This is a genomic window from Lihuaxuella thermophila, from assembly GCF_900110165.1.
Lineage (GTDB): Bacteria > Bacillota > Bacilli > Thermoactinomycetales > Thermoactinomycetaceae > Lihuaxuella > Lihuaxuella thermophila.
On the sequence record NZ_FOCQ01000005.1, the window covers coordinates 172815 to 197517 of the forward strand.

The 24703-nt window shown below is 46.2% G+C and carries 25 protein-coding genes and 4 tRNA genes; 13 read left to right on the top strand and 16 right to left on the bottom strand.

Translation table 11 applies throughout. The annotated features are described in order from the left end of the window. Positions 1–114 precede the first annotated feature (114 nt). Positions 115–1104, top strand: a complete 990-nt coding sequence (locus BMW55_RS07280) for a 3D domain-containing protein (RefSeq protein ID WP_089966816.1) — start codon at positions 115–117, stop codon at positions 1102–1104. A gap of 70 nt (positions 1105–1174) precedes the next feature. Here the strand turns inward: BMW55_RS07280 and BMW55_RS19930 are convergent, their stop codons facing one another. After that, positions 1175–1426, bottom strand: coding sequence for a hypothetical protein (locus tag BMW55_RS19930; RefSeq protein ID WP_139179460.1), 252 nt, complete (start codon positions 1424–1426; stop codon positions 1175–1177). A gap of 349 nt (positions 1427–1775) precedes the next feature. Between BMW55_RS19930 and BMW55_RS07285 the strand changes: the two genes are divergently transcribed. Together BMW55_RS07285 and BMW55_RS19295 are read left to right on the top strand one after the other, a co-directional pair. Further along, positions 1776–2900 carry a hypothetical protein gene (locus BMW55_RS07285; protein ID WP_244527475.1) on the top strand — a complete coding sequence of 375 codons (1125 nt, stop codon included), beginning with the start codon at positions 1776–1778 and terminating at the stop codon, positions 2898–2900. Positions 2901–3009: 109 nt separating this feature from the next. Beyond that, on the top strand, positions 3010–3174 hold the full coding sequence (locus BMW55_RS19295; protein ID WP_170839800.1) for a hypothetical protein: 165 nt from the start codon (positions 3010–3012) through the stop codon (positions 3172–3174). A gap of 54 nt (positions 3175–3228) precedes the next feature. Here BMW55_RS19295 and BMW55_RS07290 read toward each other — a convergent pair whose 3' ends face one another. Continuing rightward, positions 3229–3567 (bottom strand): hypothetical protein, encoded by a 339-nt coding sequence (locus tag BMW55_RS07290; RefSeq protein ID WP_089966821.1) that lies wholly within the window; start codon positions 3565–3567, stop codon positions 3229–3231. A gap of 174 nt (positions 3568–3741) precedes the next feature. Here BMW55_RS07290 and BMW55_RS07295 point away from each other — a divergent pair, with 174 nt between their 5' ends. Together BMW55_RS07295 and BMW55_RS07300 are read left to right on the top strand one after the other, a co-directional pair. Continuing rightward, a complete protein-coding gene (locus BMW55_RS07295; RefSeq protein WP_089966823.1) occupies positions 3742–4413 on the top strand; it encodes a hypothetical protein in 672 nt (223 codons plus the stop codon). 2 nt (positions 4414–4415) lie between these two features. Then, the gene (locus BMW55_RS07300; RefSeq protein WP_244527476.1) at positions 4416–5252 is read left to right on the top strand and encodes a PHP domain-containing protein; all 837 of its coding nucleotides are present in this window, start codon (positions 4416–4418) and stop codon (positions 5250–5252) included. On the opposite strand, the gene BMW55_RS07305 is transcribed toward BMW55_RS07300, so the two are convergent. After that, on the bottom strand, positions 5244–5678 hold the full coding sequence (locus tag BMW55_RS07305; protein WP_244527477.1) for a GNAT family N-acetyltransferase: 435 nt from the start codon (positions 5676–5678) through the stop codon (positions 5244–5246). The two genes, BMW55_RS07300 and BMW55_RS07305, sit on opposite strands and share 9 nt — an antisense overlap. A gap of 21 nt (positions 5679–5699) precedes the next feature. After that, the gene (locus tag BMW55_RS07310) at positions 5700–6218 is read right to left on the bottom strand and encodes a 2'-5' RNA ligase family protein (protein WP_089966827.1); all 519 of its coding nucleotides are present in this window, start codon (positions 6216–6218) and stop codon (positions 5700–5702) included. 380 nt (positions 6219–6598) lie between these two features. Between BMW55_RS07310 and BMW55_RS07315 the strand changes: the two genes are divergently transcribed. The 6 genes from BMW55_RS07315 (at position 6599) to BMW55_RS07340 (ending at position 8036) form a co-directional block, all read left to right on the top strand. Beyond that, positions 6599–7138: a phosphatidylglycerophosphatase A family protein gene (locus tag BMW55_RS07315; RefSeq protein WP_089966829.1), complete on the top strand. Its 540-nt coding sequence runs from the start codon at positions 6599–6601 to the stop codon at positions 7136–7138. Positions 7139–7427: 289 nt separating this feature from the next. Then, positions 7428–7604 carry a hypothetical protein gene (locus BMW55_RS19300; RefSeq protein WP_170839801.1) on the top strand — a complete coding sequence of 59 codons (177 nt, stop codon included), beginning with the start codon at positions 7428–7430 and terminating at the stop codon, positions 7602–7604. Between the two features lie 87 nt (positions 7605–7691). Continuing rightward, positions 7692–7767, top strand: a tRNA-Met gene (locus BMW55_RS07325). 10 nt (positions 7768–7777) lie between these two features. Further along, positions 7778–7854 (top strand) — tRNA-Asp (locus tag BMW55_RS07330). Between the two features lie 12 nt (positions 7855–7866). Beyond that, positions 7867–7942, top strand: a tRNA-Ile gene (locus BMW55_RS07335). Between the two features lie 19 nt (positions 7943–7961). After that, positions 7962–8036: transfer RNA gene (locus tag BMW55_RS07340), tRNA-Val, on the top strand. Between the two features lie 733 nt (positions 8037–8769). Here the strand turns inward: BMW55_RS07340 and BMW55_RS07345 are convergent. The 11 genes from BMW55_RS07345 to BMW55_RS07395 form a co-directional block, all read right to left on the bottom strand. Then, on the bottom strand, positions 8770–10341 hold the full coding sequence (locus BMW55_RS07345; protein WP_089966833.1) for a hypothetical protein: 1572 nt from the start codon (positions 10339–10341) through the stop codon (positions 8770–8772). 544 nt (positions 10342–10885) lie between these two features. Continuing rightward, positions 10886–12532 (bottom strand): YndJ family protein, encoded by a 1647-nt coding sequence (locus BMW55_RS07350; RefSeq protein WP_089966835.1) that lies wholly within the window; start codon positions 12530–12532, stop codon positions 10886–10888. Between the two features lie 299 nt (positions 12533–12831). Then, a complete protein-coding gene (locus tag BMW55_RS07355; RefSeq protein WP_089966837.1) occupies positions 12832–13671 on the bottom strand; it encodes a 1,4-dihydroxy-6-naphtoate synthase in 840 nt (279 codons plus the stop codon). Beyond that, positions 13668–14366, bottom strand: coding sequence for a futalosine hydrolase (locus BMW55_RS07360; protein ID WP_244527484.1), 699 nt, complete (start codon positions 14364–14366; stop codon positions 13668–13670). Before BMW55_RS07360 ends, BMW55_RS07355 begins: the two co-directional genes overlap by 4 nt. A 425-nt stretch (positions 14367–14791) precedes the next feature. Next, positions 14792–15061: a hypothetical protein gene (locus tag BMW55_RS07365; RefSeq protein ID WP_089966842.1), complete on the bottom strand. Its 270-nt coding sequence runs from the start codon at positions 15059–15061 to the stop codon at positions 14792–14794. A gap of 203 nt (positions 15062–15264) precedes the next feature. Beyond that, a complete protein-coding gene (locus BMW55_RS07370; protein WP_089966844.1) occupies positions 15265–16086 on the bottom strand; it encodes a carbohydrate ABC transporter permease in 822 nt (273 codons plus the stop codon). Beyond that, on the bottom strand, positions 16083–17069 hold the full coding sequence (locus BMW55_RS07375; protein ID WP_089966846.1) for a carbohydrate ABC transporter permease: 987 nt from the start codon (positions 17067–17069) through the stop codon (positions 16083–16085). Before BMW55_RS07375 ends, BMW55_RS07370 begins: the two co-directional genes overlap by 4 nt. A 65-nt stretch (positions 17070–17134) precedes the next feature. Beyond that, the gene (locus BMW55_RS07380) at positions 17135–18385 is read right to left on the bottom strand and encodes an ABC transporter substrate-binding protein (RefSeq protein ID WP_089967003.1); all 1251 of its coding nucleotides are present in this window, start codon (positions 18383–18385) and stop codon (positions 17135–17137) included. Between the two features lie 157 nt (positions 18386–18542). Next, on the bottom strand, positions 18543–19412 hold the full coding sequence (locus BMW55_RS07385; protein ID WP_244527478.1) for a response regulator transcription factor: 870 nt from the start codon (positions 19410–19412) through the stop codon (positions 18543–18545). Beyond that, positions 19390–20853, bottom strand: a complete 1464-nt coding sequence (locus BMW55_RS07390; protein ID WP_342027742.1) for a sensor histidine kinase — start codon at positions 20851–20853, stop codon at positions 19390–19392. Before BMW55_RS07390 ends, BMW55_RS07385 begins: the two co-directional genes overlap by 23 nt. Beyond that, on the bottom strand, positions 20850–21860 hold the full coding sequence (locus tag BMW55_RS07395) for a sugar-binding protein (RefSeq protein WP_089966849.1): 1011 nt from the start codon (positions 21858–21860) through the stop codon (positions 20850–20852). The genes BMW55_RS07390 and BMW55_RS07395 overlap by 4 nt, the downstream gene beginning before the upstream one ends. 120 nt (positions 21861–21980) lie before the next feature. Between BMW55_RS07395 and BMW55_RS19305 the strand changes: the two genes are divergently transcribed. Continuing rightward, positions 21981–22136 carry a hypothetical protein gene (locus BMW55_RS19305; RefSeq protein WP_170839803.1) on the top strand — a complete coding sequence of 52 codons (156 nt, stop codon included), beginning with the start codon at positions 21981–21983 and terminating at the stop codon, positions 22134–22136. Positions 22137–22204: 68 nt separating this feature from the next. On the opposite strand, the gene BMW55_RS07400 is transcribed toward BMW55_RS19305, so the two are convergent. Then, on the bottom strand, positions 22205–22879 hold the full coding sequence (locus BMW55_RS07400) for a uracil-DNA glycosylase (protein WP_089966851.1): 675 nt from the start codon (positions 22877–22879) through the stop codon (positions 22205–22207). A gap of 542 nt (positions 22880–23421) precedes the next feature. Here BMW55_RS07400 and BMW55_RS07405 point away from each other — a divergent pair. Beyond that, the gene (locus BMW55_RS07405; protein WP_089966853.1) at positions 23422–24627 is read left to right on the top strand and encodes an ATP-grasp domain-containing protein; all 1206 of its coding nucleotides are present in this window, start codon (positions 23422–23424) and stop codon (positions 24625–24627) included. The last annotated feature ends 76 nt before the right edge of the window (positions 24628–24703 follow it).

Sequence of the window (24703 nt, forward strand, 5' to 3'; positions counted from 1 at the left end):
CTAATGAATAAGGTTTATACAAATGGAGGTGAACCATCTAATGGGTCATAGAATTATAGAATATTATTTGCTATAATTGTTCATTGTTCAGGTAATTTCAGAAGGAGGTACCTGATGCGAAAAATCCTTCTAAATAGCCTTGCAATGATGGCGGTTCTGCTCTCAGGTTCACTGGTCGGGTGTTCTTCTGAAAAAGTGAGGGTTACATTTAGTGATCAAAACAAGGTGATCACCATTGACAGTTCCGGTGATTCCTTAGCTGAGGCTCTGGAAGATCAGGGGGTCAATGTAGAGAGTTTGAAGAGCCGGTATAAACCGAGCATTCCCTGGGATCAAAAGACAGAGGGCCAGACCGAGATTCAGCTGGCATGCAATTGTGAAGTCACCCTGCATGTAGGCGGGAAAAAGGTTGGTACCTTTAAAACGCTCCAGCCAACGGTCGGCGCTTTCTTAAAAGAGCGAAATGTAACCTTAACGGAGTGGGACGAGGTTCAATCTCCATTGGATCAGAAGATCGTCAACGGCATGGAAGTTGTCGTCAATCAGGTGGAGCAGAGGATCAAGAAGAAAGTAGAAATCGTTCCCTATAAAACAGTCGAAGAAAAAGATGACCAATTGGCATTTGGCGAAAAAGAAACCGAAAAGGAAGGCAAAAAAGGGAAAAAGATCTACGAAGTGGTCGTGCTCTACAAGAATGGAAAACCGATCCTGGAAAATGGCAAACCAAAAGTCCAAGAAAAATTAGTCGAAACAATCGAGCCTGTTGATGAAATAGTAAAAATTGGAACAAATAAAGAATTGGCACAAAAAGAAAAGAACCAGCCAAAATTGACCTCCGCTGGAACCATGACGGTGGAAGCGACAGGCTATACACATACGGGAAACCGGACGGCCACCGGAACCTGGCCGAAGAGGGGAACCGTTGCCGTTGATCCCGATGTCATTCCGCTTGGAACCCGGCTCTATATTCCCGGTTACGGGTATGGAGTTGCCGAAGATACGGGGGGAGCCGTCGACGGAAAGATTATCGACCTCTTCTTCGAGACGAGGGCTGAAGCCATCAGATGGGGCCGCAGAACGGTTACCATTCAAATTCTCAAATAGTTTGCGGAAAAATCTCGCCTGCAGTGAAAAGTCATTGCAGGTTTTTTTTCATAAACATGGAATTCTTTATTTAGTAGCCCCAAACAATCCCCCCGATTTTGCTGCAGAAGAGACTTTGACCGATGGCCTTTCCGATTCCCTTTCCTGATGCAAGCCTGGTATAAGGTAAAAATGGAAATAGTATTCCGTCTGCATTGGTTTCCGGATCGCTGCTTGTTTTAAGTGGGAAGGATGGCAGAACTGTCCATAAATTTGTTAACATATTGGATTTTTTTGCAAAATCCCTTTTGGTTTTTGTCCATTTCATATATACTTTAGGCAAGGAAAAAAACATCCGAGGTGTGATGATGGTAGGACGGAATGATCCTTGTCCATGTGGAAGCGGTAAGAAATACAAGAAATGCTGTGAGAGAGTCATCGCTTTTTCAGCAGCGGAACGGGCCAGGGAATTAAGGGACAGCCGTTTGAAAAATGAACTGTTGGTCGATTTGAATCGATGGTTTAAGCGAAGATGCTCACCCGAAATGGAACTCACGTGGGCGGACCGCTTCAAAGCTCTGCTTCATTTTCCCTTGGATCAGCCAATTCCCCATGACTTCTCTTTCTCATTTCGCTTCTGGTTATTGTTTGATGCCCCTTGCATAAACCGTAAGCGCCCTGTAGAGATCTGGATGTCAACCATTCGTAAATCTCCGATCAAAGAACGTCTGGCACGCAATTTTTGCGATACCCCGTTTACATGTTACGAGATAAAGGAAATAAGGGAAGAGGCCATGATTTTCCGGTCCCTCGTGGACGGCGTGGAATACGAAGTGAAAAAAGGGCAAACAATTCCCAGAGAAAAGCTCGTATTTACGCGGCTCATCCGGGTTGGAAACCGTTATGAGCTCTTCGGCCCTTATATATGTATTGTGCATGAGATGAGAGGGGAGATACTCGTGCAGCTAGAGAAATACACTCATCATGAAGATGAACACCATGACTTTACAACCAGAGAAAACGGATGGAGAGTACTCGGCTGGTCTATTCAACGGGCGAAAGAGTTGGAAAAAATGGAGAAACTGGTATCCACTCCGCCGGAAATTTTGGAAAGCATGAAGGAACCACCATTCTGGGGGACAGCAGAACCTAAGGAAGAAGACCATGTATTGCCTGCTCACATCATGCAGCACCTCGAGCAGTTCTTTGTCCATCATGTAACACCCTTGCAAAAAGGAACCCAAGCATTCTACAACCGCTCCCTTGACCTGCTCTACAAGTATCTCTCGATGCGCTATGGAAAAACGTTTGACTGGTCGATGCTTAATGAGGATTCACTGGTTCATTTCCTCAGCTTCTGGTATATGGATCAGGTCAAAACTTCACCGAACGGCTGTAAGATCTTTTTGAACACGCTCAAATACTTATTCCGCTGGTTGCAAGATGAAGGAATCAGCGATGTGTATGAGACGTTCAAAAAAGTGTACGTACTCTTGATCCGTTCTCTGCCCACGACGGCTGAGGCAAAAAGATGGATTTTGCAAAATGCCGTGGTGCCTGAGTACAAGGGTTCCGATGTCAACGGGAAGGCGGGAATGTATATGTTGGCCGTTTCTTCCACGGGTCCTGTACTGTTTGTGGAAGACAAGTGGGTCCCGGTTCACTTATTGGGATTTCCGTCGATGTATGCCGACAGCCGATTCTGGGTGAGGGGATCGATTGAGATTCGACCGTCGGGTTGTTATTTCACCAAGGTGGAAGGCGTATACCCCATGATTCTGGTGGACAAACAGCTTCAGGTTTTGGGACAAAAATGATAATGGCAGCCAGGGAGAGAGATCCGGCTGCCTTTTTATTTTGGCACTGAATGAACGGCCTCGTCGGTGACATAATAAAAACACACTCAGTGAAAGGGGTGGCTTCTTTATGTTCCGCTTTTTTCGTCGAAACAGGAAACAACAGAACGACATCAATGAAATAATGAATGAAGTAGGCAGAGAACTCGGGGTGGATAAGAATACCCGTTCGATCAATGAAACCCCGGAAAAGTTTGCTGAGCGGATGAAAAAGGAGATCCAGAAGCGTACCTGAGACTGCTGAGTGAAAGAGCACCCGGGTTAACGGGTGCTCTTTTCTATGGATACATCAAGACCTTAAGTATGATGCGACTTCCTCAATTTTCTCATTGGCGGCGGAGACAATTGTGTCAGGAATCACCGGTAACGACGAATTGCTTTTAAAAAGAGTTTTGTCCAGTTCCAGTGAAGGAGGTTCAAATCGTAAGTATTTCAAATCAGAGTGTGGACGGGGAGAGGAAGTGGGGATCTTCAGACGATAAACCAATCCCGACCCGGCATCTTTAATTTTCATTTTGTAGACTGGCGGCTGATTGTGACTACGGCGAAACCCTTGGGACTTTAACATACGGTCGATCAAGTGATACGGACGCACCATCCCTGTAAGCGTTTTCGTTTTCAACTGCACAATAAGCCCTCCTTACCAATAACTTACGTAATTGATACCCTGAAAGCCGGACGAGTAATCCACTTTTTGCAAAAAATGTCTTGGCGAAAAAAACATTTCATTCTACGCTTAAGGGAGATGGTTTATGATGTAGTTGTGCAAGAATTTTTTCAAAGGAGAGAGTCATTCTATTCAATGAGAGAAAACACAGGGGGGCCAATTCATTTTTTAAGCCGCCGGGAAAAATGGCAGCAGAAAAAGGAAACGGATTTTTTCTCGTTGATCGAACAAGCCGGCCTGTATGCGGAACGATCCACCTCTTTTCGCGAAAAAATGCGTGCCTTGTATTTGTTTCGGGAGTTGACGGGATATCAACGGACAAAGGGGACAGATCCCGGTTCTCTTCCGGAGCGAATATTTCATACATGGTATCTATGCGATTATGTCACTGTGAAAAATGAGCGGATCATTGAGCGGTTTATGAAGGAAAAAAGGCGGCGGGATGATTGGGAGTTCCTCTCCCGACTCATAGTCTCTTACAGTTCCGTCTTTCGTGTGGTCGAAGATGCGGGAAATCTCTCGTTACACGAGTGGGCGGGAGAAACGCTTCCGTTCCCGGTCGGGGATCGTGTCTGGAATAAAGATGATCTCAAGGCAGAATATTGTATCGCACGTCCGGTCAAAGTCGGTGTCAAAACCCTTCCTTTGGGACCTGTCATTCCCCTAAGGGAGAAGACTGCGCAAAAGATGACGACATGGCTCGAACAACAATTGGAAACCGTGCACATCCCTTTTCGTATTTTCATGCAACAAAAAGGGTTGGGGATTTATCGTTTTTTGTTCCAATCGTATAAGGAGGAATGCTAGTCATGCGAGTTGACTTACATTGTCATACAACCGCCTCGGATGGTTTGCTCACGCCGGCACAAGTGGTGAGGCTGGCCAAGGAAGCGGGATTGGCTGCCGTTGCCATTACCGACCATGATACAGTCGCCGGCGTGGAGGAAGCGAAACAAGCAGGGAGCGAACTGGGAGTGGAAGTAGTGCCGGGTGTGGAGATCAGCACGTTGTGGAACGGAAGAGAAATTCATATGTTGGGCTACTTTATCGACACACAACATCCGGATCTCTTAAACAAACTGAAAGCACAACGCGAAGTGAGAAAACTCCGCAACCGCATGATGATTGAAAAGCTGAACGAACTGGGGATCGACATCACCATGGAAGAGGTTGAGGCCAAAAAAAGGGGGCCCAACCTGAATGTAGGGCGCCCTCATATCGCCGAAGTGCTTATCGATAAAGGCGTGGTTCAATCCATGGATGAAGCGTTTGACCGCTTTCTTGGGAGGGATGGGCTGGCCTATGTTACCCCGGAAAGGATTTCCCCCCAGGATGCCATTGAGCTGGTTCACGCAAGCGGAGGAGTTGCCGTCATCGCTCATCCGGGTCTGTATGAGCGGGACGAGCTGATTCCGGAGCTCGTCCGCAAGGGGTTGAACGGAATTGAAGTCAATCATCCTGACCATCCGGAGCAAGCGAAAGAGAGATACCGCTTGTTGGCGGAACAGTATCAACTCATCGCTACGGCGGGTTCCGATTTTCATGGAGAAAGAAACGGCTCCATGTATCATGCCCCGTTGGGGACGTGCACGGTGGATTATACCAGTCTCACCGCTCTGAAAAGTGCGGCCCGAGTGCTAGGCTAATTCTTTTTTCATCGGGATATGCTTGATACCGGCTTCAAAAAACGGGGTGCCTGCAGCCTGATACCCCAGTTTCTCATAAAAGGGAACGACTTGAATCTGGGCATTCAGGACAATCGAGAGCGCTCCTTTTTTACCGGCATGGGCCTCCAGTGCTTCCATCAGCTTTTTGCCTGCACCGGTGTTTCTTTTTGTCCGAAGCACAGCCACACGTTCCGCTTTGGCCGTCCGTGCATCGAGCCATCTCAGGCGGCAAGTGCCGACGGGGGTATTTTGCTCCAGAGCCAGAAAGTGAGTGGACTGTCCGTCCCATTCGTCCAGTTCCAGTTCCTCCGGCACCTGTTGTTCTTCGATAAACACTTTTCGCCGGATCGCAAAAGCTTGTTCCAATTCTTGAGGCTGACAAGCTGTTTTCACAAAGATTGGCAACGGTTTAACTCTCCTTTGGAATCAATTGCTCGATCGCCGCAATAAAAATGACTGATAAATGTTCCATACGCCGTTTTCCAACTGGTACAGCAGATGGAAGCGGTCGATTTTGGTTTCCAGTTCAAAGTTTCTCATGCGCAGGCTTCCATAAACATCATGCAGTTCATCTTCGGACATTTTTTGACCGATGGTCAGGTGGGGGATATAGTCGTAGGGGGAATCCACCGGCTCAAACACATCTTCGATCTTGTTGTGCAATTCTACCAGCGGCTCACTGTTTTCAATCGCTAAGTAAATGGTGTTGCTGGTCGGATGAAAGTGGCTTACTTTATGGAACTTGATGGTAAAGGCTTTACATTGCTTGGCGATCGCTTCCAGTTTTTCCGCCGCTTCATCCACTTTTTCTTCCGGCAGATCAAATTTTTCCTTCAGCGTGATATGCGGCGGAATCAGGCTGTAATGAGGGTCGTATCGTTTGCGGTATGAATTGATGATATCCTGAACCGATTTTTGAGGAAATACGGCAATTCCAAAGTACATGAAGTGTCCCTCCTTGAGTTCAACCGTTGGAAAATTATAAAGCCATTTCTTTTTATTATATCTTTTCCCGGCCGATAAAGCACGTTGTTCCGCTTGGGTACTGCGTTCCGTCCCGGATCTTTTACATCTTTGCGAGCGGGAAAGCCCCGGATTCATCCTTGGAGATGAGAGCAAGTGTACCACGGGTACTCGGACGAGGGAGGGATTGATCCTCTCGCAAGTCCGACCACTTAAGCCCGCGCTTGATGAGTTCAACGATAGCTCCTTTGTGAAACTGCGAACGTTAACCACCCAAGAATCCCCGGCTTCAGCCGTGTGAGAGTGTCAATTGTGTTAATATACATATATGGGGCTGGCGATGTAGACAGGAGGAGGAGCAAATGCGAAAGGTACATAGCAACGAGGTCAAGATGGCAGCGCTGGACAAATTGAAACAGCGCGGAATCTCCATTGAAGCCATTGCCGAAATCGTATATCAGATGCAATCTCCGTACGCACCCGATTTAAGGATGGAAAGCTGTGTGGAAAGCGTACTGGCCGTTCTCAACAAAAGGGAGATCCAGCACGCGATTCTCGTCGGAATCGAGTTGGATATGCTGGCGGAGAAAAAACTTCTCTCCGAGCCATTGCTCTCCCTGGTTCGCGACGACGAAGGCTTGTTCGGCTGTGATGAGACGCTCGCGCTGGGTTCGGTATTCGGATACGGAAGCATCGCCGTAACCACTTTTGGCCATTTGGATAAGCATAAAATTGGAATCATCCGGCAGCTCGATACGAAGAAAAACGGCCCTGTCCACACATTTACAGATGATCTTGTCGCCAGCATTGCAGCGGCAGCTTCCAGCCGTTTGGCCCACCGGCTCAGAGATGAAGAGGAAAGAGCTGAAGAGTCCAATGTTCAGGCAGAAGGGAATCTATAAAATCGTATGAGGCTCAGTCGTGTCGATTGAGCCTTTCATCATTGCCATAAAAAAATCCGGGTAATCGGAACCCGGTTAAATGCAGAGGAGGGAAAATATGTCAGAAAACAAGCTGCTCTGCTTGTTTGCCATATTTTATGCAGACCGGACAGAGCCCGCATCCTCCGGTATAAAAATGTGCTTTTGACCATCAGCATGAATCGGGAAAAAAGGTGAAAAAATACCATATAAACATGACAAAATACCATATAAACATGAAAAAATACCTTCATCAGGAGGATGGCGACGCATGGGAAAGTGGATTTATTGGGCAAAACTATATGACACTCGTTTTCAGGCCAGATGCCTGGCGGCACGCATGCAGGAAGACTGGTGGCTCTACGGTTATGACAGCCCTGAGGAAGTGGAAGTTTTCCGCTCCCGCAACGGCCGCTTCGGTGTCCGTTATATTTGGAAAAAAAAATAATAAAAAAACCCTTGCATCTTTTAAGCGCATGTTGTATATTATTAATTGTCGCTGATGCGATATGAAAACGGACAAATACAAAAATGACGCGGGGTGGAGCAGTTGGTAGCTCGTCGGGCTCATAACCCGAAGGTCGCAGGTTCAAGTCCTGCCCCCGCAACCAATCAAATTGTGGAGCTGTGGTGTAGAGGCCTAACATGCCTGCCTGTCACGCAGGAGATCGCGGGTTCGAATCCCGTCAGCTCCGCCAATCCTTCCATGTGGGCCTATAGCTCAGTTGGTAGAGCAGTCGGCTCATAACCGATCGGTCACAGGTTCGAGTCCTGTTGGGCCCACCATACGCCTCCTACATACCGTGGGCAGTTAGCTCAGAGGGAGAGCGCTTCCTTGACACGGAAGAGGTCGTAGGTTCGATTCCTATACTGCCCACCAAGCCAAGTCTGAGTGCTTTCATTGAAAATCGCACTCAGACTTCTTATTTCAAGTGGAACCACTTCATTGCATGAAAATGGTCATGTAAGGGAGTGGTTTTTTCGTGTTAATCAAAATTGCGATTGAGGATTTTCCGGAGGACAAAAAGTACTCCAATCTGGGCCGAGGCAACTTTAGATAATTATAAACTTACGCTAAGGGCGTTTAGGGAGTTTTATATAGCGTGAGGTTATTCATGCAGAAGATGTGACAACACAATTGATCAAGTCATTTTTTGTGAGTTGCCAGAAGAATAGGAAATAATGCTGCTTCCACGAACACAGGAATCCGGCTAAAAAAGGTAAACAGGGCTAAGGAAGAGCTTGTCATTGAAGTTTTTACAGAAGCTCACATTAAAAAGATGCTTGCTTACTACAGAAGAATGAAGCAGAGCGAAAAATCTTTAAATGCTTACAGGGATCACACAGCAGAATGAGAAGTATAATCCATTGAATGGCATGGACTTGTAAGAACATGATATATAGGATGCTGCCAGCTTGAAAAAATCCTATCTAGAAGGCCTTTCCTCATCAACATTTCTCTGATGCCTCCTATAAAAAGTAAAGCGGACCATCAGGTCCGCCTCATATATCAATCAATTTGGTCTTAGTTACATTTGGATTTGTACGACATTCGAGGCTACTTTTCAAGCAAAGCCATGTTACATCAATACGATGGTACGATAAAGGGATTTCTATTGTTGTTCTAACTTGTTAAATTCGTCAACCATCATCTCCATTTTTTTATCGAAATGGTTTCCGAGATGTTTTTTGATTAAATCGTCCCTTTTTTCAATCATGTGCTCCAGAAGTTGAAGCTCTACTTGATCAATCTTTTTACTATCAAATAACTTATTTGCAGCTACTTTTAGAATATCATGCTCACGTGAATTATTATAAAAAGTATAGTCCCTCTTAGAGTGGGCTATATCATAATCATAAGGCTCTACTGTAAAACCAGTTATATCATGCAAGTATCTCGTGTAGATCTGAAGTATATAATCACGATACAGATCTAAAACTGTATCCTCATAGGAAGTACCTGTAGTAAGAAATCTATAATGACCATTCACGATATTTACAACAGTATCAAAATATCGCCCTTGCCCTATTGCTGCTATCTTTTTGAATTTTAAATCCTTGTTATAATCCGCAATCGGATGATTCTCTTCATTAACATTCACATTCACAACATTAATAAATGCTTGCTGATCAGACAAATTTAATTCCTTGGCAATCATCTCAGGTGAGTCTCTAAAAGTATCTTCTCCACTGGTGAAAATATAAACAAGATTGATTGTATTTTTGCCTTGAACGTTGGATAGATCCTTTTTTAGCTGTTTTAGCGCAACAGACATGGAACCTACTTGATTCCCTGGTTTTACTAAATTCAGCTTATTTTTAAGGTCAGATGATTTTAAAGGAGACAAGGGAGAATACTGATCGTTTTCAGCCCCATAGGTACGTAAGTATACTTTTATATCTCCGGTTGGTTTATAAAAAGGTTCTTCTATACCCTGTTTGAAGTATTGATCAAATTTGATTTTAAATAGATCAAACTCATTTCGAAGTTCGTTTTTCTTCCTCGAAAATGCTTTACCTGCATCTACAATAAAAAAATAATTCGTATTCTCTCTAAGATTCGTCACTTTCCTGGGTTTTATTTTCATGTTAAGGGAATAGGGACTAATATAGGCATGATAATCAAATTGATCAATAGTATGAAGAACAGACTTCCAATCATACCCTAGGTAATATATTAAACGGTCAAATGCTTGCTCACTTGTCATGGAAGAAGGCATTGCATCAATGTAGGGTTGAATCTCCCTGTTAAAAGCAGAAAGATACGGGTCCTTATCATAATCAAGATTGTATTGTATTTTACCTGGAGGCGCCTGCAGAATCCCTTCTATATCTTGAGGAGCTTTTGGTATTTGACCCTCAGTAATTTTCCTGACTTTATTTTGGTCTGGTCGTATTTGTTCTGCTTTCATCTGTTTCCCTTTCTGATTACTGATCGCTTGTTGATGATTGCGGTTTGGGTCTGTTGCCGCAAGCAGAGCACCCGAAAAAGCAGTTAAGATGAAAAATAACAGAGCCGAAAGAAGAGCATGTTTTCTTCTGATGGAAATTCTGCTCCAGTCAGGTTTGATTTGACGGAGAAGCTTGTTAATTGCTTTTGGATATATTGATACGAACAGTGATAAGAGTGTTAATAATATAAATAGAATGCTTGATAACCCAGCTATTAAATACACAACAATCATCTAAACTCCCCCACTTATCAAATATTGTATAAGTCGCCCCTGAGTTCATAATATTACAAAATATACATATAGCAAATAAAAAACCTACTTGCTTTGTATCATATAAACTGGTTTTCGTACCATGTCTATTTTCCAGATCATCAAAGACAAGGAAGGGATACAAGCGACTCATCTAATAGTAAGCTCAATCATATTCGGTGTTCTTTTCTGATCTGGTTGAGAATGAGATCATGAAGAAAAATCCAGATGCAAATGTAACAAAGGCTAAGGAAGAAAGTAAGGATCGAGATTTTTACGGAAAGCCCGTATCAAGAAAATGTTCGGGTACTACAGAAGCTAAGAAAAGATCAAAGAGATTGATTGCTTACAGGGACAATTTTGATCGCTTTCACTGAAAAATCGCACTCAGACTTTTTTCTTAAAAAAGAAACCACTTCTTTGCATGAAAAACGCTTCATGTAAGGGGAGCGGTTTCTTTGTTGATAAAAATTTGCTTGTTGAGGATTTTCCGGAGAACCAAAAAGTACTTCAAGTTAACTATGAACTACTTTGATAATCTTCTAATCTCATAATCCAGTGTTAAGCAACAAAAACCAAATAACCAGCTATGATGACACGCTTTAATTACATTATCCTCTACCCATACGTCAATGGTTTCATTAATGGGCAGCCTGATATGCCATGAACCGATCCGCCCGTAAACACCTTGCTGTTCGGTCGCATGCTTTGTATGTGATAGAGATGTCAAATGAACGCCTCCATCTTGGAAGTGTGCAATACGTAACACACTTGTCATGCCCCCAAATGGCAATGGAAAAAAGATGTTATAGTAACGCTCGCCTGTCTGATTATTTGTATGTGTGGAATAGGCGGCTACATAAAAGGCTTTTTTCGTTGCTTTTTCAGTACGGATCCATGCTCTGACGTTGTCTCTGCCATCGATTTCATCTTTTAATGGCAAAATCGTACTCTCGACTTCTACTTTTCTAGTATCTGACGAAATGGGAAAATTCAGTTGTTCCATGCGATGAGACAATTTTTTGTATAATTTGGCAAAAGGATAAAGAATAGGATGCCAATGAGGGGTAACGTCCAGTTCAAACATCATAGTGTTCTCGTAAAAAGATCGGATGAGCGGGTGAATGACTTTGGGATCAAAGGAAGTGGATGTAAACATGTCCATGGAGTCAACCATTCCGGTCGGTAAAACAGTAGCGCCCTCATCAATGGTACCTTGAAAAAAGTGTCTTCCAATGGGAAATGTCCCTTTTATATTTGAAAAAGGGATGGAAGAAATAGGGACGTGATTTTTATTTGTCAGCATCATATAACCGATCATGCCAAGAACCGAAAAACCAAACACATTAACCATACCGTGGGTCACAACCATTGTTGGAATGGAAATCGTTTCGTACCCTTGCCACCGGCCGAATGCGTAAATGACGGATAATATAATCGTCATAACAGCTGAAAGAGATGAAACAACCAATAGTAATTTCGTCACCACCTGTTTTGTTGAAAAGGTGGTCTTCCATACAAAAAAGGCGTAAATGATAAGGGAAAATGCAAAGAATACCGCACCCACGATTTCCATCCATCTTGCAAAGGTGATACCAATAGCGATAAAAAGCGGCATCACAAGCATAATGACTCCGGCTATCTTATAAAGTGGTGTCAACATTTGGCCTTGTGTTTTTAATTCACGGCCAAGGAGCCCATGGAACAAAAGAGGAAATAAGGATGCATAATGAAAATGATTCGCGGTTAATACAACAATCAAAGAATCAAAACCCATGAGTGGATCGTTGTATGCATGGGCGACAAACCACATTCCACCAATGGCTATGTACATCCATGCGAAATGGATCATACTTTCTTCCATATACATCCCGCCTTGTTTGATGAAACGTGTGAGTCCATATAGTGCTAATAATATCGTGAATGCACACCATCCCCAAGAAAATATGGGATACCAATGGGAAATAACAGAACTTCCTGCGGCAATTGGATAGACAAGGGTCAACAGTCTGATCCATTTGCTCATTTGATCTGTCAGATGCAGACCAATGGGGAGTAATACAAGAATGGATATGTATAAAAACAAATCCACTATAAAAATTCGTGTTGTCATGGCTAATACGAATAATGTGAGGATTCCAAAGAGGCTATAGACGTAAAGCGGCTTTTTCATAAATTCACTCCTGTTCCTTTGAACCTGACAGTCAGGCAACGCTTGGTATGAGCGATCCGTAAGGAATTGGCCGGTACTTTTTTGAGACACCAGTTAACGAAGGAGCCTACACAAGTTCAAACTAAAATAAATATATGAAAAGGAGAAAGGAATCTCGGATTCTTTTCTCCTTATTTCGTTAAAACCCAGGATGGAAGTGATATTGAAAAAAGAGGAATATCTGAAGGGAGGAGGGCATGGTGCCGGTGATCGCCCTTCTGAAGATATGAAGCGGTGTTCTTTCCTTTTGGCGGGTGGTGTCAGCGCAGTTTGGCCAAATCCACCTCCGGAACGAGCCCTTCCTGTGCGGCCCGGCTGAGCAGGGCGGTGACGGCCGCATAGCCTTCTTCACCCAGATTTGCGGTAAATTCATTTACGTAGAGATCGATATGGGCTTGTGCAACCTCAGGGGACAATTCTTGAGCGTGGTGTAGCACGTACTCCCGGGATGCCTCCGGGTGGGCCCACGCATATTCGACCGATGAGCGAACCCAGCCGGCGATCGCCTCAAGATCCAGTGATCGATGTGCGATGATCGCCCCCAGCGGAATCGGCAGGCCGGTATCGGATTCCCACCAGCTGCCTAAGTCTGTCAGGAGGCTTAGCCCGTACGAGGGGTAAGTGAAGCGTGCCTCGTGGATCACCAGCCCGGCATCAACCGCCCCATCCCGTACTGCTGGCATGATCTCATGAAACGGCAGAACGATAATCTCACCCACGCCACCCGGCACGTTCTGGGCTGCCCACAGCCGGAACAACAGATAGGCGGTCGATCGCTCGCTGGGTACAGCCACCCGCCGGCCGGACAACACGGCTGGATCCCTGGTTTCGGATGCGCTGTTTTTTGTCAGTACGAGTGGCCCGCAGCCTCGTCCCAACGCTCCTCCGCATGGAAGCAATGCGTATTCGGACAGGACCCACGGCAGGGCCGCATAAGAAATCTTAAGCACTTCCGGGCCGTCGGGGCGGGTGGCGAGGTTGTTGGTAATGTCGATGTCTGCGTACGTAACGTCAAGCTCCGGTGCACCCGGCAGAAGCCCGTGTACCCAGGCGTGGAAGACAAAAGTGTCGTTGGGGCACGGAGAAAAGGCAATCCTCATCTGAACACCTCCCATAATACTTTGCCGGCTTCTTCCAGTCTAAAGAGCGCCTCTTCGATGCGCCATGAGGCACGGTCGCGCGGGCCGACTGCATTCGAGACCGCACGGATCTCCATTACTGGCACACCCCGGTCACGGGCCGCGAGGGCCACGCCATAACCTTCCATCCCCTCAGCAACCGCTCCAGGGACCCTCGAAACCAGTTCCAGCGCGGTGGCGGCGGTACCCGTCACGGTCGATACAGTAAGTACAGGCCCGGTTATGACCGGCAGTCCGGCTCTGTGCAGCGCCTCGGTGATCCGGGTTACCAGTCCGGGGTCGACCGGGATGCGTGTACGGCCGAAGCCAAGTTCGTCCAGGCTGCGGAACCCTTCCGGGGTTTCTGCTCCCAGATCGGCTCCAACGATTTCATTTGCCACCACCAGCGAACCCACTTCAGCCCGGTCGGCAAAGCCCCCGGCGATTCCGGCGATCACGACCAAATCATACTCGGCAGCTGCCAACGCCTTCGCTGTGCTGGCTGCGGCTGCGACAGGGCCGACACCCGTCACCAGGACATCAAACTTGCCGGAACCGTGAAGTCCGCGCAGTACGGCGTCCCTCTCAGCAGGAACAGCGGTCGCCACCAGTACGCGCATTCCCGATTCTGTCCGGCCAGGGTCCGGGTTGAGAGCCGTTTCTTCGTTTAACTCCATACTCATTTTCCTATTCTCCTTTGTCTAGCAACATCTAGACCCCACATATGTGCTGAACGACAGGCCAAGCCGGTTCGTGCCGGCTCAACATTCAAACACGATACACGGCCCCGCATTCCTGTCAGGATTATTTCTCTTTACCAGTGAACCATTTTTTTAGCTTTTTATCAATGGACTGATTCATCTGTGCCCGAAGGCTTGGGCTACAAACTTGTAATCACCGTTTTCTGTGAAGGCGGGTGGTCTGGGACGTGCGGGGACTTGTGGAGAGTGGCTATCAACTGCCGCCGGTGACAAATACATTTGCGATGAATTCAGGAAACGATGCATTCGCTAGGGAATATGTGCAAGAAACGCAGAACGGCGGACCGGCAAATGTCCAGTCCGCCATTGATCACCATCATCCGTTCATCTCCCGGCTTCGATCAGCTGTTGACGACTGCGGCAGATGGGGCAGAAGGTTGATTTTTCCAGGCAGGTCTCGGAACCTTTCTCAACTCATTGGCATACACAATTCCAAAATGATCGGTCACATAGACAATTTTGTCCTTGTACTCAAACGTTTGTTTGACGGTAAATTTCATGTTCTTTCCCAATCGACTAACCAAATGGACTTCATCCCCGGGCTTTAACCAAGTCATGGCGTTAGCCGTTTGGCTTTCGTTCATTTCATATTTGCCGTAATAGATGGCCATCTTACAATCCCCTCTCTTTCGAATATTGAGTTATATTTCGTTTGAATATCATCTACATTTCAGAAACATTACAATACTTATTGTAACTATTTTCTTTTAAATAAGGAGAATAGAGATGTGTCCATTTTTTGAATATTGATATTAGTGGCGAATTCAGGCTTTCATGAAAAAAGCCCCTCATCTCTGAGAGGGGCACTGCCTGTTTATCCCTTCACCGAACCCGCCAACAATCCCCGCACGAAAAACTTTCCGAGAAACATGTATACGAGAAGTGTCGGAAGGGCTGCCAGAAGGGCACCGGCCATTTGTACGTTCCATTCGACGATCTGGCTTCCCGAGAGATTTTGCAGAGCGACCATGATCGGCTGCTGTTCGGATGTCGTAATCGTAACGGCAAACAGGAACTCATTCCAGATATTCGTAAACTGCCAGATGCCCACGACGACAAAACCGGTGATCGAGAGGGGGATCATGATATGCTGATAGATTTTAAATATCCCGGCTCCATCGATCTGCGCTGACTCGATCATTTCCTTCGGAATGCTTGCATAAAAGTTGCGGAACATCAGAGTTGTAATCGGGATGCCATACACCACATGGACAAGGATGAGCCCGGGGATGCTGTTATACAGGTTAATATCTCTTAAAAACTGGATGAGCGGGATCAAAATGCTCTGGTACGGAATAAACATGCCGAACAACAGTCCTGTAAACACCCAATCGGATCCCTTGAACCGCCACTTGGAGAGCACGTATCCGTTTAAGGAACCCAGCAGTGCGGAGAGAAGTGTTGCCGGCACGACCAGGTAGAGGGTGTTCACAAAATGGGGAGCCAGTTTGGTAAATGCTTCTCCGTAACTCGAAAAGTCAATCGTCTTCGGCAAATCCCACATTTGCGCCAGTGTAACTTGATCGAGCGGCTTCAGGCTTGTGACCAGCAAGACATAAACGGGCATGAGAAAGAACAAGCTGAGCCCGGTTAAGATGAGGTATAAAAGCGGACGGGTAAACGCTCTCGCAGTCATGATGCCTCCCTCTTTCTGCTTGAAATCAAATACGGCACGATGAAAATCGCCACCGAAAGCAACATGATGATCGCAATGGCGGCCCCGTTGGCGTAATAGTTGCCGCGGAACGTCGTTTCAAACATATACACGCCCGGAACATCCGTAACAAAGTTGGCTCCAGGTCCCGTCATCGCGTAAATCAGATCGAAAATTTTCAGGGAGATATGCGCCATGATAATAATGACGCTGACGGTAACGGGCATGAGCAGGGGAAAGATGATCTTCGTATAAACCTGAAACTCACTGGCCCCGTCGATTCGTGCCGCTTCGCGAAGCTCATCGGAAATCCCGCGCAGGCCGGCCAAATACATGGCCACCGAAAATCCTGTCATTTGCCAGACTGCCGCAATGACCACAGCGAGGATGGCGACAGGAATCCCGAATTGGATTTTTCCCCATTCCACACCGGGAATGACGGTCACGCTAGTGTACCACATCGGCTCCAGGCCAAACTTTTTTAAGAACAAGTTTACACCTGTGGAGGGGTTGAACAGCCATTGCCACACGACTCCGGTTACCACGAAAGATAAAGCCATGGGGAAAAAGAAGATGTTGCGGAACAGTGACTCTGCCCGGATGTGTTGATCGAGCAAAACCGCGATCAAGAGGCCCAGAATCAAAACGATCGCGATAAAGAGCAAGGTAAAAAACAACGTGTTTCTCAAGTCGGCCTGGAAACGAAAATCCTGAAACAGAAAGACGTAGTTCTTTAAACCGGCAAAAGAGAGATCGGGAACGAGTGAATTCCAGTTGCTTAAGGAAACATAACCCGTCCAGCCGATAAATCCGTAAACGAAAATGGCGATGAGAATGATCGAAGGCAGGATAAATAAAACGGATAATAACCGATCCGTTGTAATGCCCCGTTTTTTGTTTGTTGCGGCAACAGCTTTGCCATCGTTCAACTGTTGTGCCGAAGGAGTTGTTATTCCATTGTTCATTGCCATCCGCCTCCCCCCAAAATGTTAAATCGGGGAAGAGATTGCTCTCGTCCCCGGCATGATGACTATTTTTTCAGTTCGCTGGAAGCAGCTTTTAAGGAATCGATGAACTGGTCAACATTTTGCTGGGTCACGAAGATGTTGACCGCCTGATTCACTTTTGTGACAAAACCCTCCGGAGCAGCAGATCCGTGAGCAAGGCTCGGCGTCAACTTGGCTTCCTTAAATTCCTGCATGGTTTGCTTTCCGTATTCGTCATATTTGGATGAATCTGCATCGGTTCGCGCCGGAATGGAGCCTTTTAACGGGTTAAATGCGTCTTGTCCTTCGACAGAACCTAACAGGGAAAGGAATTTCTTGACATCCTCCGCATTTTTAACCCCTTTGGGCAAACCGAAGGTATCTGTAATCACCATGAACGAGCCTTCGGTTCCGGGAGTGGGGACCCAACCGAAATCCTGATTCACTTTTAATTTGAGGTCATTGGTAAAGTAACCTTTGGCCCAATCCCCCATCACGTTCATCGCTGCCTCGCCCTTGGCTACGAGCTGTGAGGCATCCTGCCAGTTGCGGGAGCTGTGGTCTTTATTGGCATAAGACAGCATTTTTTTTAATGTTTCGACTGCCCCTTTGACTTTGGGATCATCAAATGCCAGTTCGCCTGTCCAAAGTTTTTTGTAATCTTCCGGACCCAGCGATCCGAGCAGGACGGTTTCAAACAGGTGGGTGGCCGTCCAGGGCTCTTTATCGCCAAGGGCAAGCGGCGTGATGCCTTTGGCTTTCAGCGCTTCGGCAACCTTGAAAAACTCTTCGAAGGTTTTGGGCGGTTGCAGGCCGTTTTGATCAAAGATTTTTTTGTTGTACCAGAGGACATTTCCCCTGTGGATATTCACCGGTACGGAATAGATCTTTCCGTCTTTGCTGACGAGTTCAATCAATTCTTTCGGAAATTTGTCGTTCCAGCCTTCTTTTTCATACAGGTCATTGAGCGGCTCCATTTTCCCGGCAGCCACCCAGCTATCATTTAATTCGGCACCGCCGTGAACCTGAAAAGTGGAGGGCGGGTCGTTCCCCTGCATCCGGCTTGCCAGCACCGCTTTGGCGTTGGTTCCCGCACCGCCGGCGACAGCCGCATTTTCAACTTCGATGTCCGGATACTTCTTTTTAAACAGATCGAGGAGTGCATTCAAACCTGCTTCCTCACCGGCACCCGTCCACCAGCTGAAAATTTCCAGTTTCGTCTCTTTCGCATCTTGCCCTGAAGAGGAATTGCATCCGATTAAAGCAGACGAAAAGACGAGTAAGAATGAGAGTATGACGGACCATTTTCGATTCAAGATCGTTCCCCCCTTTTTAAATTGAAAACCCTTTCAATTCCCAATATATCATGAACATTGGGCCAAAAAATAAGAATCACCTTCACTTTGTTGCGATTATCTTCACTTTTTTGCGGTCTGAAACGCAATTCTCGCTTCAGCCCATCCGGTTGTCCATCCGGGGGAAGAAAGCCTTTCTGTACTCGCTCGGGGAAAATCCGGTCATTTTTTTAAACACGCGGCTGAAATAATTGGGATCTCTGTAACCGACGTTAAAACAGATCTCTTTTAAACTGCAATCGGAGTGAAGGATCATCTGTTTCGCTTTTTCAATTCTGATTCCCGTCAAGTAATCAGTAAACGTGACCTGGAACCATTCTTTAAACAGCTTGCTGAAATAGTAGGGACTTAAGCCGACATGCCCGGCAACATCTTCCAGAGACACACCTTTCATATAATGATCATCAATAAACTGTTTCGCCTTGTTCATCATCGATTGAACCTTCGGGTCATCACACAGGAAAACCGGTGGATCCGTGCTGGCAGGCTCGCGCGGAACCAGCCCCGATTGGATCAACCCTAATGCCTGCTGCAGCTTTTTCCGGAGGCTGTCCTGTTCCTCTTTCTCCTCTCTTTCCCGCTTCATCTCTGCGAGCGTTCGTTCCACTGCCCGGATGATTTCACTTTTTCGGGACGGCTTCAGCAGATATTCTTTCACTCCCTGTTGCATCACCTGTCTGGCATATTCAAACGTGTCAAAGGCTGAGACCATAATAAACTTTGTCTGCGGATGAAGCTGTTTAATTTCTTTCACGGCTTCAACCCCGTCAATTCCCGGCATCTTGATATCCATCATGATCAAATCCGGTTTCAGCTCTTTGGCCAGTTCAATGGCTCTGCGCCCGTTTTCGGCTTCCCCGACGACCTCTGCATCTATCACCCTGCTCGAAATGAGCATTTTTAACGCTTGTCTTTCCACTGCTTCATCATCGGCGATCAGAATTTTAAACATGATCCCTTTCGGCAACCTCCTTTTCCCGCTCAGCAGGGAGGATTAATCTTACGATTGTTCCTTTGCCGGGTTCGGATTCGATTTCTACCAGGTTCTCCTGGTCATAAAACAATTCAAGGCGTTTGATCACATTTTTCAGGCCAATTCCTGTCGAATGTCCGCTCCGTTTCCTTCCGGCTTCACCTGCTCCGTGATCTTCTTCCTTGTTCAGGAGCCGGCGCTTTGTCTCCTCATCCATGCCCACTCCGTTATCTGACACTTCAACGATGATCCGCCCATGTTTGTAAAAGATGTTGAGCATGAGCATCGCGCCGGATTCATAGGACTCGATGCCATGAATAAACGCATTTTCGACAAGCGGCTGCAACGTTAAGCTGGGAACGGGGAGGGAGAGACAGTCCGGCTCGACGTTGGTTTTAAAATTAATGCGATCTCCGAATCTCGTTTTTTGAATGAAAAAATACTCTTCCACCACTTTGACTTCCTCATGTAAAGTCGAAGGTTTGTCGAGATCACCGAGATGATACCGCAAAATGGCTGAAACCGAATCAATCAAATCGCTCGTTTTTTCAGCCCCTTCAATATAAGCCATTTTCGAAACCGTATTCAGTGTATTGAACAAAAAATGGGGGTTGATCTGGTTTTGAAGGTTTTTTAATTCCATTTCTTTGATCAGCTTGTCCAACTCTGATTTCTTTTTTATTTCCTCAACCAGACAGCGGATGTTGAAGCGCATGCGATTAAATGTCTCGGTAAGAAAGCGAAGTTCGTCATTGGTTGACACCCGCACCTCTTCGCCGCCGAGATGTCCGAGCGAAATTTCTTTTGCCGCCTTGGAGAGAAGAGTGATCGGTTTGGTAATGCCGCTTGAAAACCAGAGTGCAAACAGAATGCTGAACAGGATTGTGGACGCAAACACCGCGATCCCCATTGCCCGGAAGTATTCCTGTTGTTGATTCATGTCGCGGTAAAAAGCCCTGTAGTTGGTCAATTCGCCGTCAATCAATGTTAATGTGGTTTCCTGGATAAAGCGGGAGATTTTTGACGCTTCCGCCAGGTGAGAAGAATAGGCGGGGAGCTGCTGTTTCTCAAAATATTTCACCACGGCCGTGCATTCTTCGAGAAAGCTGGTAATTAAGTTTTGATAGTTTTTTACCGTGATATTTTGTTGCATGAGGGTGTGTTTTAAGCGGGATTGTTGAACAACCAGCTCTTGACGTTCCTGTTGGTACCGGAGGAAATGCTCCGGGGATCTTTCGATCAAATAAGCGTTTAATGATCGATAGACATTGCCTGTTCGTTGCGAAATTTCGTTTAAGAGAAAAAATCTCTGCAAGATCCCATTATATTGATCGATCGATTTCTGGCTGTTATGGTACAAAAAGAAGGCGATGCTGTTCAGAAGAAAGACAAGAATCATGGAATAAGCGATCATTTTCGTCCGTATGCGAATCATGGCCGGGACACGCTCCGTTGGAGTGACTCCTGTTTCAGGGGCAAATCTTCTTTATGAATCACTCGGGTCTCCGTGTGGTGAACGGGGGAGATCGTTTTTCCGTTCTTAATATCGAGCATCAGTTGCACCGCTTTATATCCCATTTCGTACGGTTTCTGAACAACAGTCGCCTCGATCGTTCCTTTTTTGAGGAGTTCGAGTGTTTCGGGGAGAGTATCAAAACCGATAATATACATATCTTCGGCAATTCCCATCCGCTCCACTACCTGGGCGATGCCGATCGCATCGAGGGCGCTCGTGCCGTAGAATGCGGTTACTTCCGGATGTTCGGCAAGTATTTTGCCCGCTTTTTCAGCCGCTTCAATTCTGGTAATGTTTGATTCTTCAATCGCGACAATTTTAATTCCGGGCTCATTTTTTACGGCATCGCGAAATCCCTGTACACGCAGCCGTTGATGTTCAGCCGCAAAATGCCCCGTAATGATCCCGACAACCGCTTTTCCTTTTGTATCTTTAATCAGTGCTTGACCGGCAAGAAATCCGGAAAGATAATTATCCGTTCCTACATAAGCGATCCGCTTGCTGTTTGGTGCGTCTGTATCGATGGTTATCACGGGAATCCCTTTCGCGATGGCTTTGTTAATCATCGGTTTAAACTGGTTTTCATTTAAACCTTGTGTGATAATCCCGTCCACTTTGGACGCAATGGCCATGTCAATTTTTTTGATATGCTCTTCGATGTCCGCCTGTACGGGGCCGCTGTATTCCAGTGTTACATTCAGGTCTTTCTCGGCTTCTCTTGCTCCTTCTTCGACAAGCCGCCAATAATCATTGTCCATTTCCTCGGGAATCAAGACAAAATGATAGGTTTGTTTTGAGGAACTTTCCAACTGGGTCAGCTTGTTGTCATATTGAAGCGCTTTCAGACCGAAATAAACGGAGAGGGAGACAGAGATGAAGAAAAGGGACACACCTGACAAAAGAAGCCATTTCCGATAGTTGACCATAAAAATGACCTGCCACTCCTCTCATATGATCGGGTAATTGGAATAAGATCAAAACAGGCTGCAACTTTTTCTCTTCTTGTGCGTCTATTTCTTTTGAGAGGGCAAGAAAGGAGAGGTTTGGTGAGAAAAAGAAAGTATCATTCCAGTGTCCTGTTTTCATCCATTATTGCTTTTCCGCTGGTCTCCTATGATCAGATCTCTGATGTGTTGGAATCCTCCCATTTCCGCGGAGCACAGAAATTGACGGGACTGATCGACCTCTCTTGCAGAGAGTGAACAAGTTCCGCCAGTAGAGATAACAAACATCCAAGCAAAGGACCCTTTGCTTGGATGTTTGTTTTTGCTCAAATGTTCGGGATTTGCCAATCAACCGGTTCAATCCCGATTTTTTGCAGAAATTCGTTGGTTCTGGAGAACGGGCGACTGCCGAAGAAGCCGCGGTTGGCGGCAAAAGGGCTCGGGTGTGCCGATTCGATGATAAAATGATGATCATGGGTGATCAGTGCTTTTTTCTCCTGCGCATTTCTGCCCCACAGGATAAATACCACCGGCCGTTCCCGTTCATTTAAGGTGCGGATCACCTGGCTGGTGAATTCTTCCCAACCTTTCCCCCTGTGCGAATTGGGCTGTCCGGCTCTGACGGTAAGCACATTGTTGAGCATCAAGACTCCTTGCTCGGCCCATTTTTTCAGGTATCCGTTATTGGGGATGTAACATCCCAAATCATCCTGAAGTTCTTTAAAAATGTTTTGCAAAGAGGGAGGCGGTTTGATGCCCGGTTTGACCGAGAAACTCAGGCCGTGAGCCTGTCCCGGGCCGTGATAGGGATCTTGTCCGATGATTACCACTTTGGTGTCAGAATAAGGCGTCAGGTGCAAAGCCGAGTAAATTTCCCATTTGTCCGGGTAAATCGTCTTTGTGCTATATTCTTCCAGCAAAAATTGACGTAACTTCAGATAATACGGTTTATTGAATTCATCATCCAGATAATGGGCCCAATCGTTTTTTAGGATTGCCATGACTTATTCCTCTCCCTGGAACTGGCTGTGATCTTGCAGATTCTCTGTCTGGTTGGAATTATAACATCATTTTGACACAGGACTTTTGCTTCTGTAAAGAATTTCGGATCAAAGTCGTTGCATCGCAGTTTGGACATTAGCAAACTGGAAGAAGGGAGAATACACATGATTTCATTGAATTTTCATCGTATTTTTGTTTTTATCCGTATCGTTTGAGGCCGGGATTCGGTATGGCCGGGGCGGAAAAACCCCCGAAATGGATAACATTTGTACCGGAAAGCCAAACGTTTGGTTTTTCTTATTAAAACATGATAAATTATTTTAATTACAAATAATTTAATTGACCTGAATGTTCGTTTTTTTGTACTATTAGATTAGACACTCTTTTTCAAGGTGGGATTGCTTTAGAAAACGAGATTCGATGCTTTGTCATGCTGTGGATCAAGGGTCCTCTGTACAAGCTGATTGTCAAGGATTGGAGTGTATTGCTTCCCGATTCCATCTGCGGGACAACATCTATTGAATAAAGGGGATGTCTTGTTGTGAGTATTCTGATTTTCAATAAATTACCGCACTCCGACGTTCCTTATGAAAAGTGGTTGGAGGACCTGAATGAAGAGCTGCTTTTACTTACCGCCCGTAAATGGGCTAAAGATTTTAATGGCTATGCACAAATCATGTCTTTTGATGATTATGATACCAACAACGCGATTGAGTGGATTGCACTGGAATGGTACAAGCAGTATCCCTATCATACGGTCATCGCCACCGCGGAACGTGACATTCTGCGGGCTGCAAGGATACGGCAGCTGCTCGGGATCGACGGACAATCCTGGGAGAGCGCTTTGTCCTTCCGCAACAAAGTGAAGATGAAACAGATTTTGAGTGAAGCGAAGATAGAAGTACCTCCTTTTAAACTGCTTGAAACGCCCGTGGATTTGTATGAATTTATCGAGGAGAACGGATATCCGGTCGTGGTCAAGCCGGTCGACGGCATGGGCTCGAGAAATACGACTGTCCTTCATGACAGGGAAGAGACGATTCGGTATCTTACCGAAGGGTTGACGCCAAATCTCGAGGTTGAAAAGTTTATTGAAGGGCAAATGTATCATATCGACGGGCTGGTGTTAGACGGTGAATTGATTCATATCTGGCCTTCCAAATACATCAATGATTGTTTGGCTTTCCATGAGGGAAAATGTCTCGGCAGCCATCTTCTTGAACCGAAAAATCCGCTTACTCCAAGGCTTAAGGCCTATGTCGCATCCCTCTTAAATGCCCTTCCCACTCCTCTTCACACTACCTTCCACGCTGAAGTTTTCCACACGCCACAAGATGAATTAATCGTTTGTGAAGTTGCCTGCCGCACGGGCGGATCAAGAATTGTTGAGGAATTTCGGCAGGCCTTCGAGATCGATCTTACCAAATTGTCCGTCCAGGCACAGTGCGGTTTGAAGGTGGAGATTCCCGAGAGAGTCATGAACGGCGCGGATCCGAAATCTCAGTTTGGATTTATCGGCATTCCTCCCAAACAAGGCATTTTTCACAGCGGTCCGGCATGGGATCATTTACCGCCTTGGGTGACTGAGTACAAGTTACTCGCCGAGTCCGGGCAGTATTTTACCGGGGCTCACACGAGTGTGGATTATGTGGTCACGCTTGTGGTTAAGGGAGATTCGGAAAGGCAGGTATATCAGCGTTTGCTGGAGATGGCCGACTTTTTCGAGCAGACGATGGTTTGGGGATAGCTGAACATTCTGGAATAACAAGAAGAGATCCGGCCCGGGATCTCTTCTTGTTATTTTCACCCGCCGCCGGGCTGCG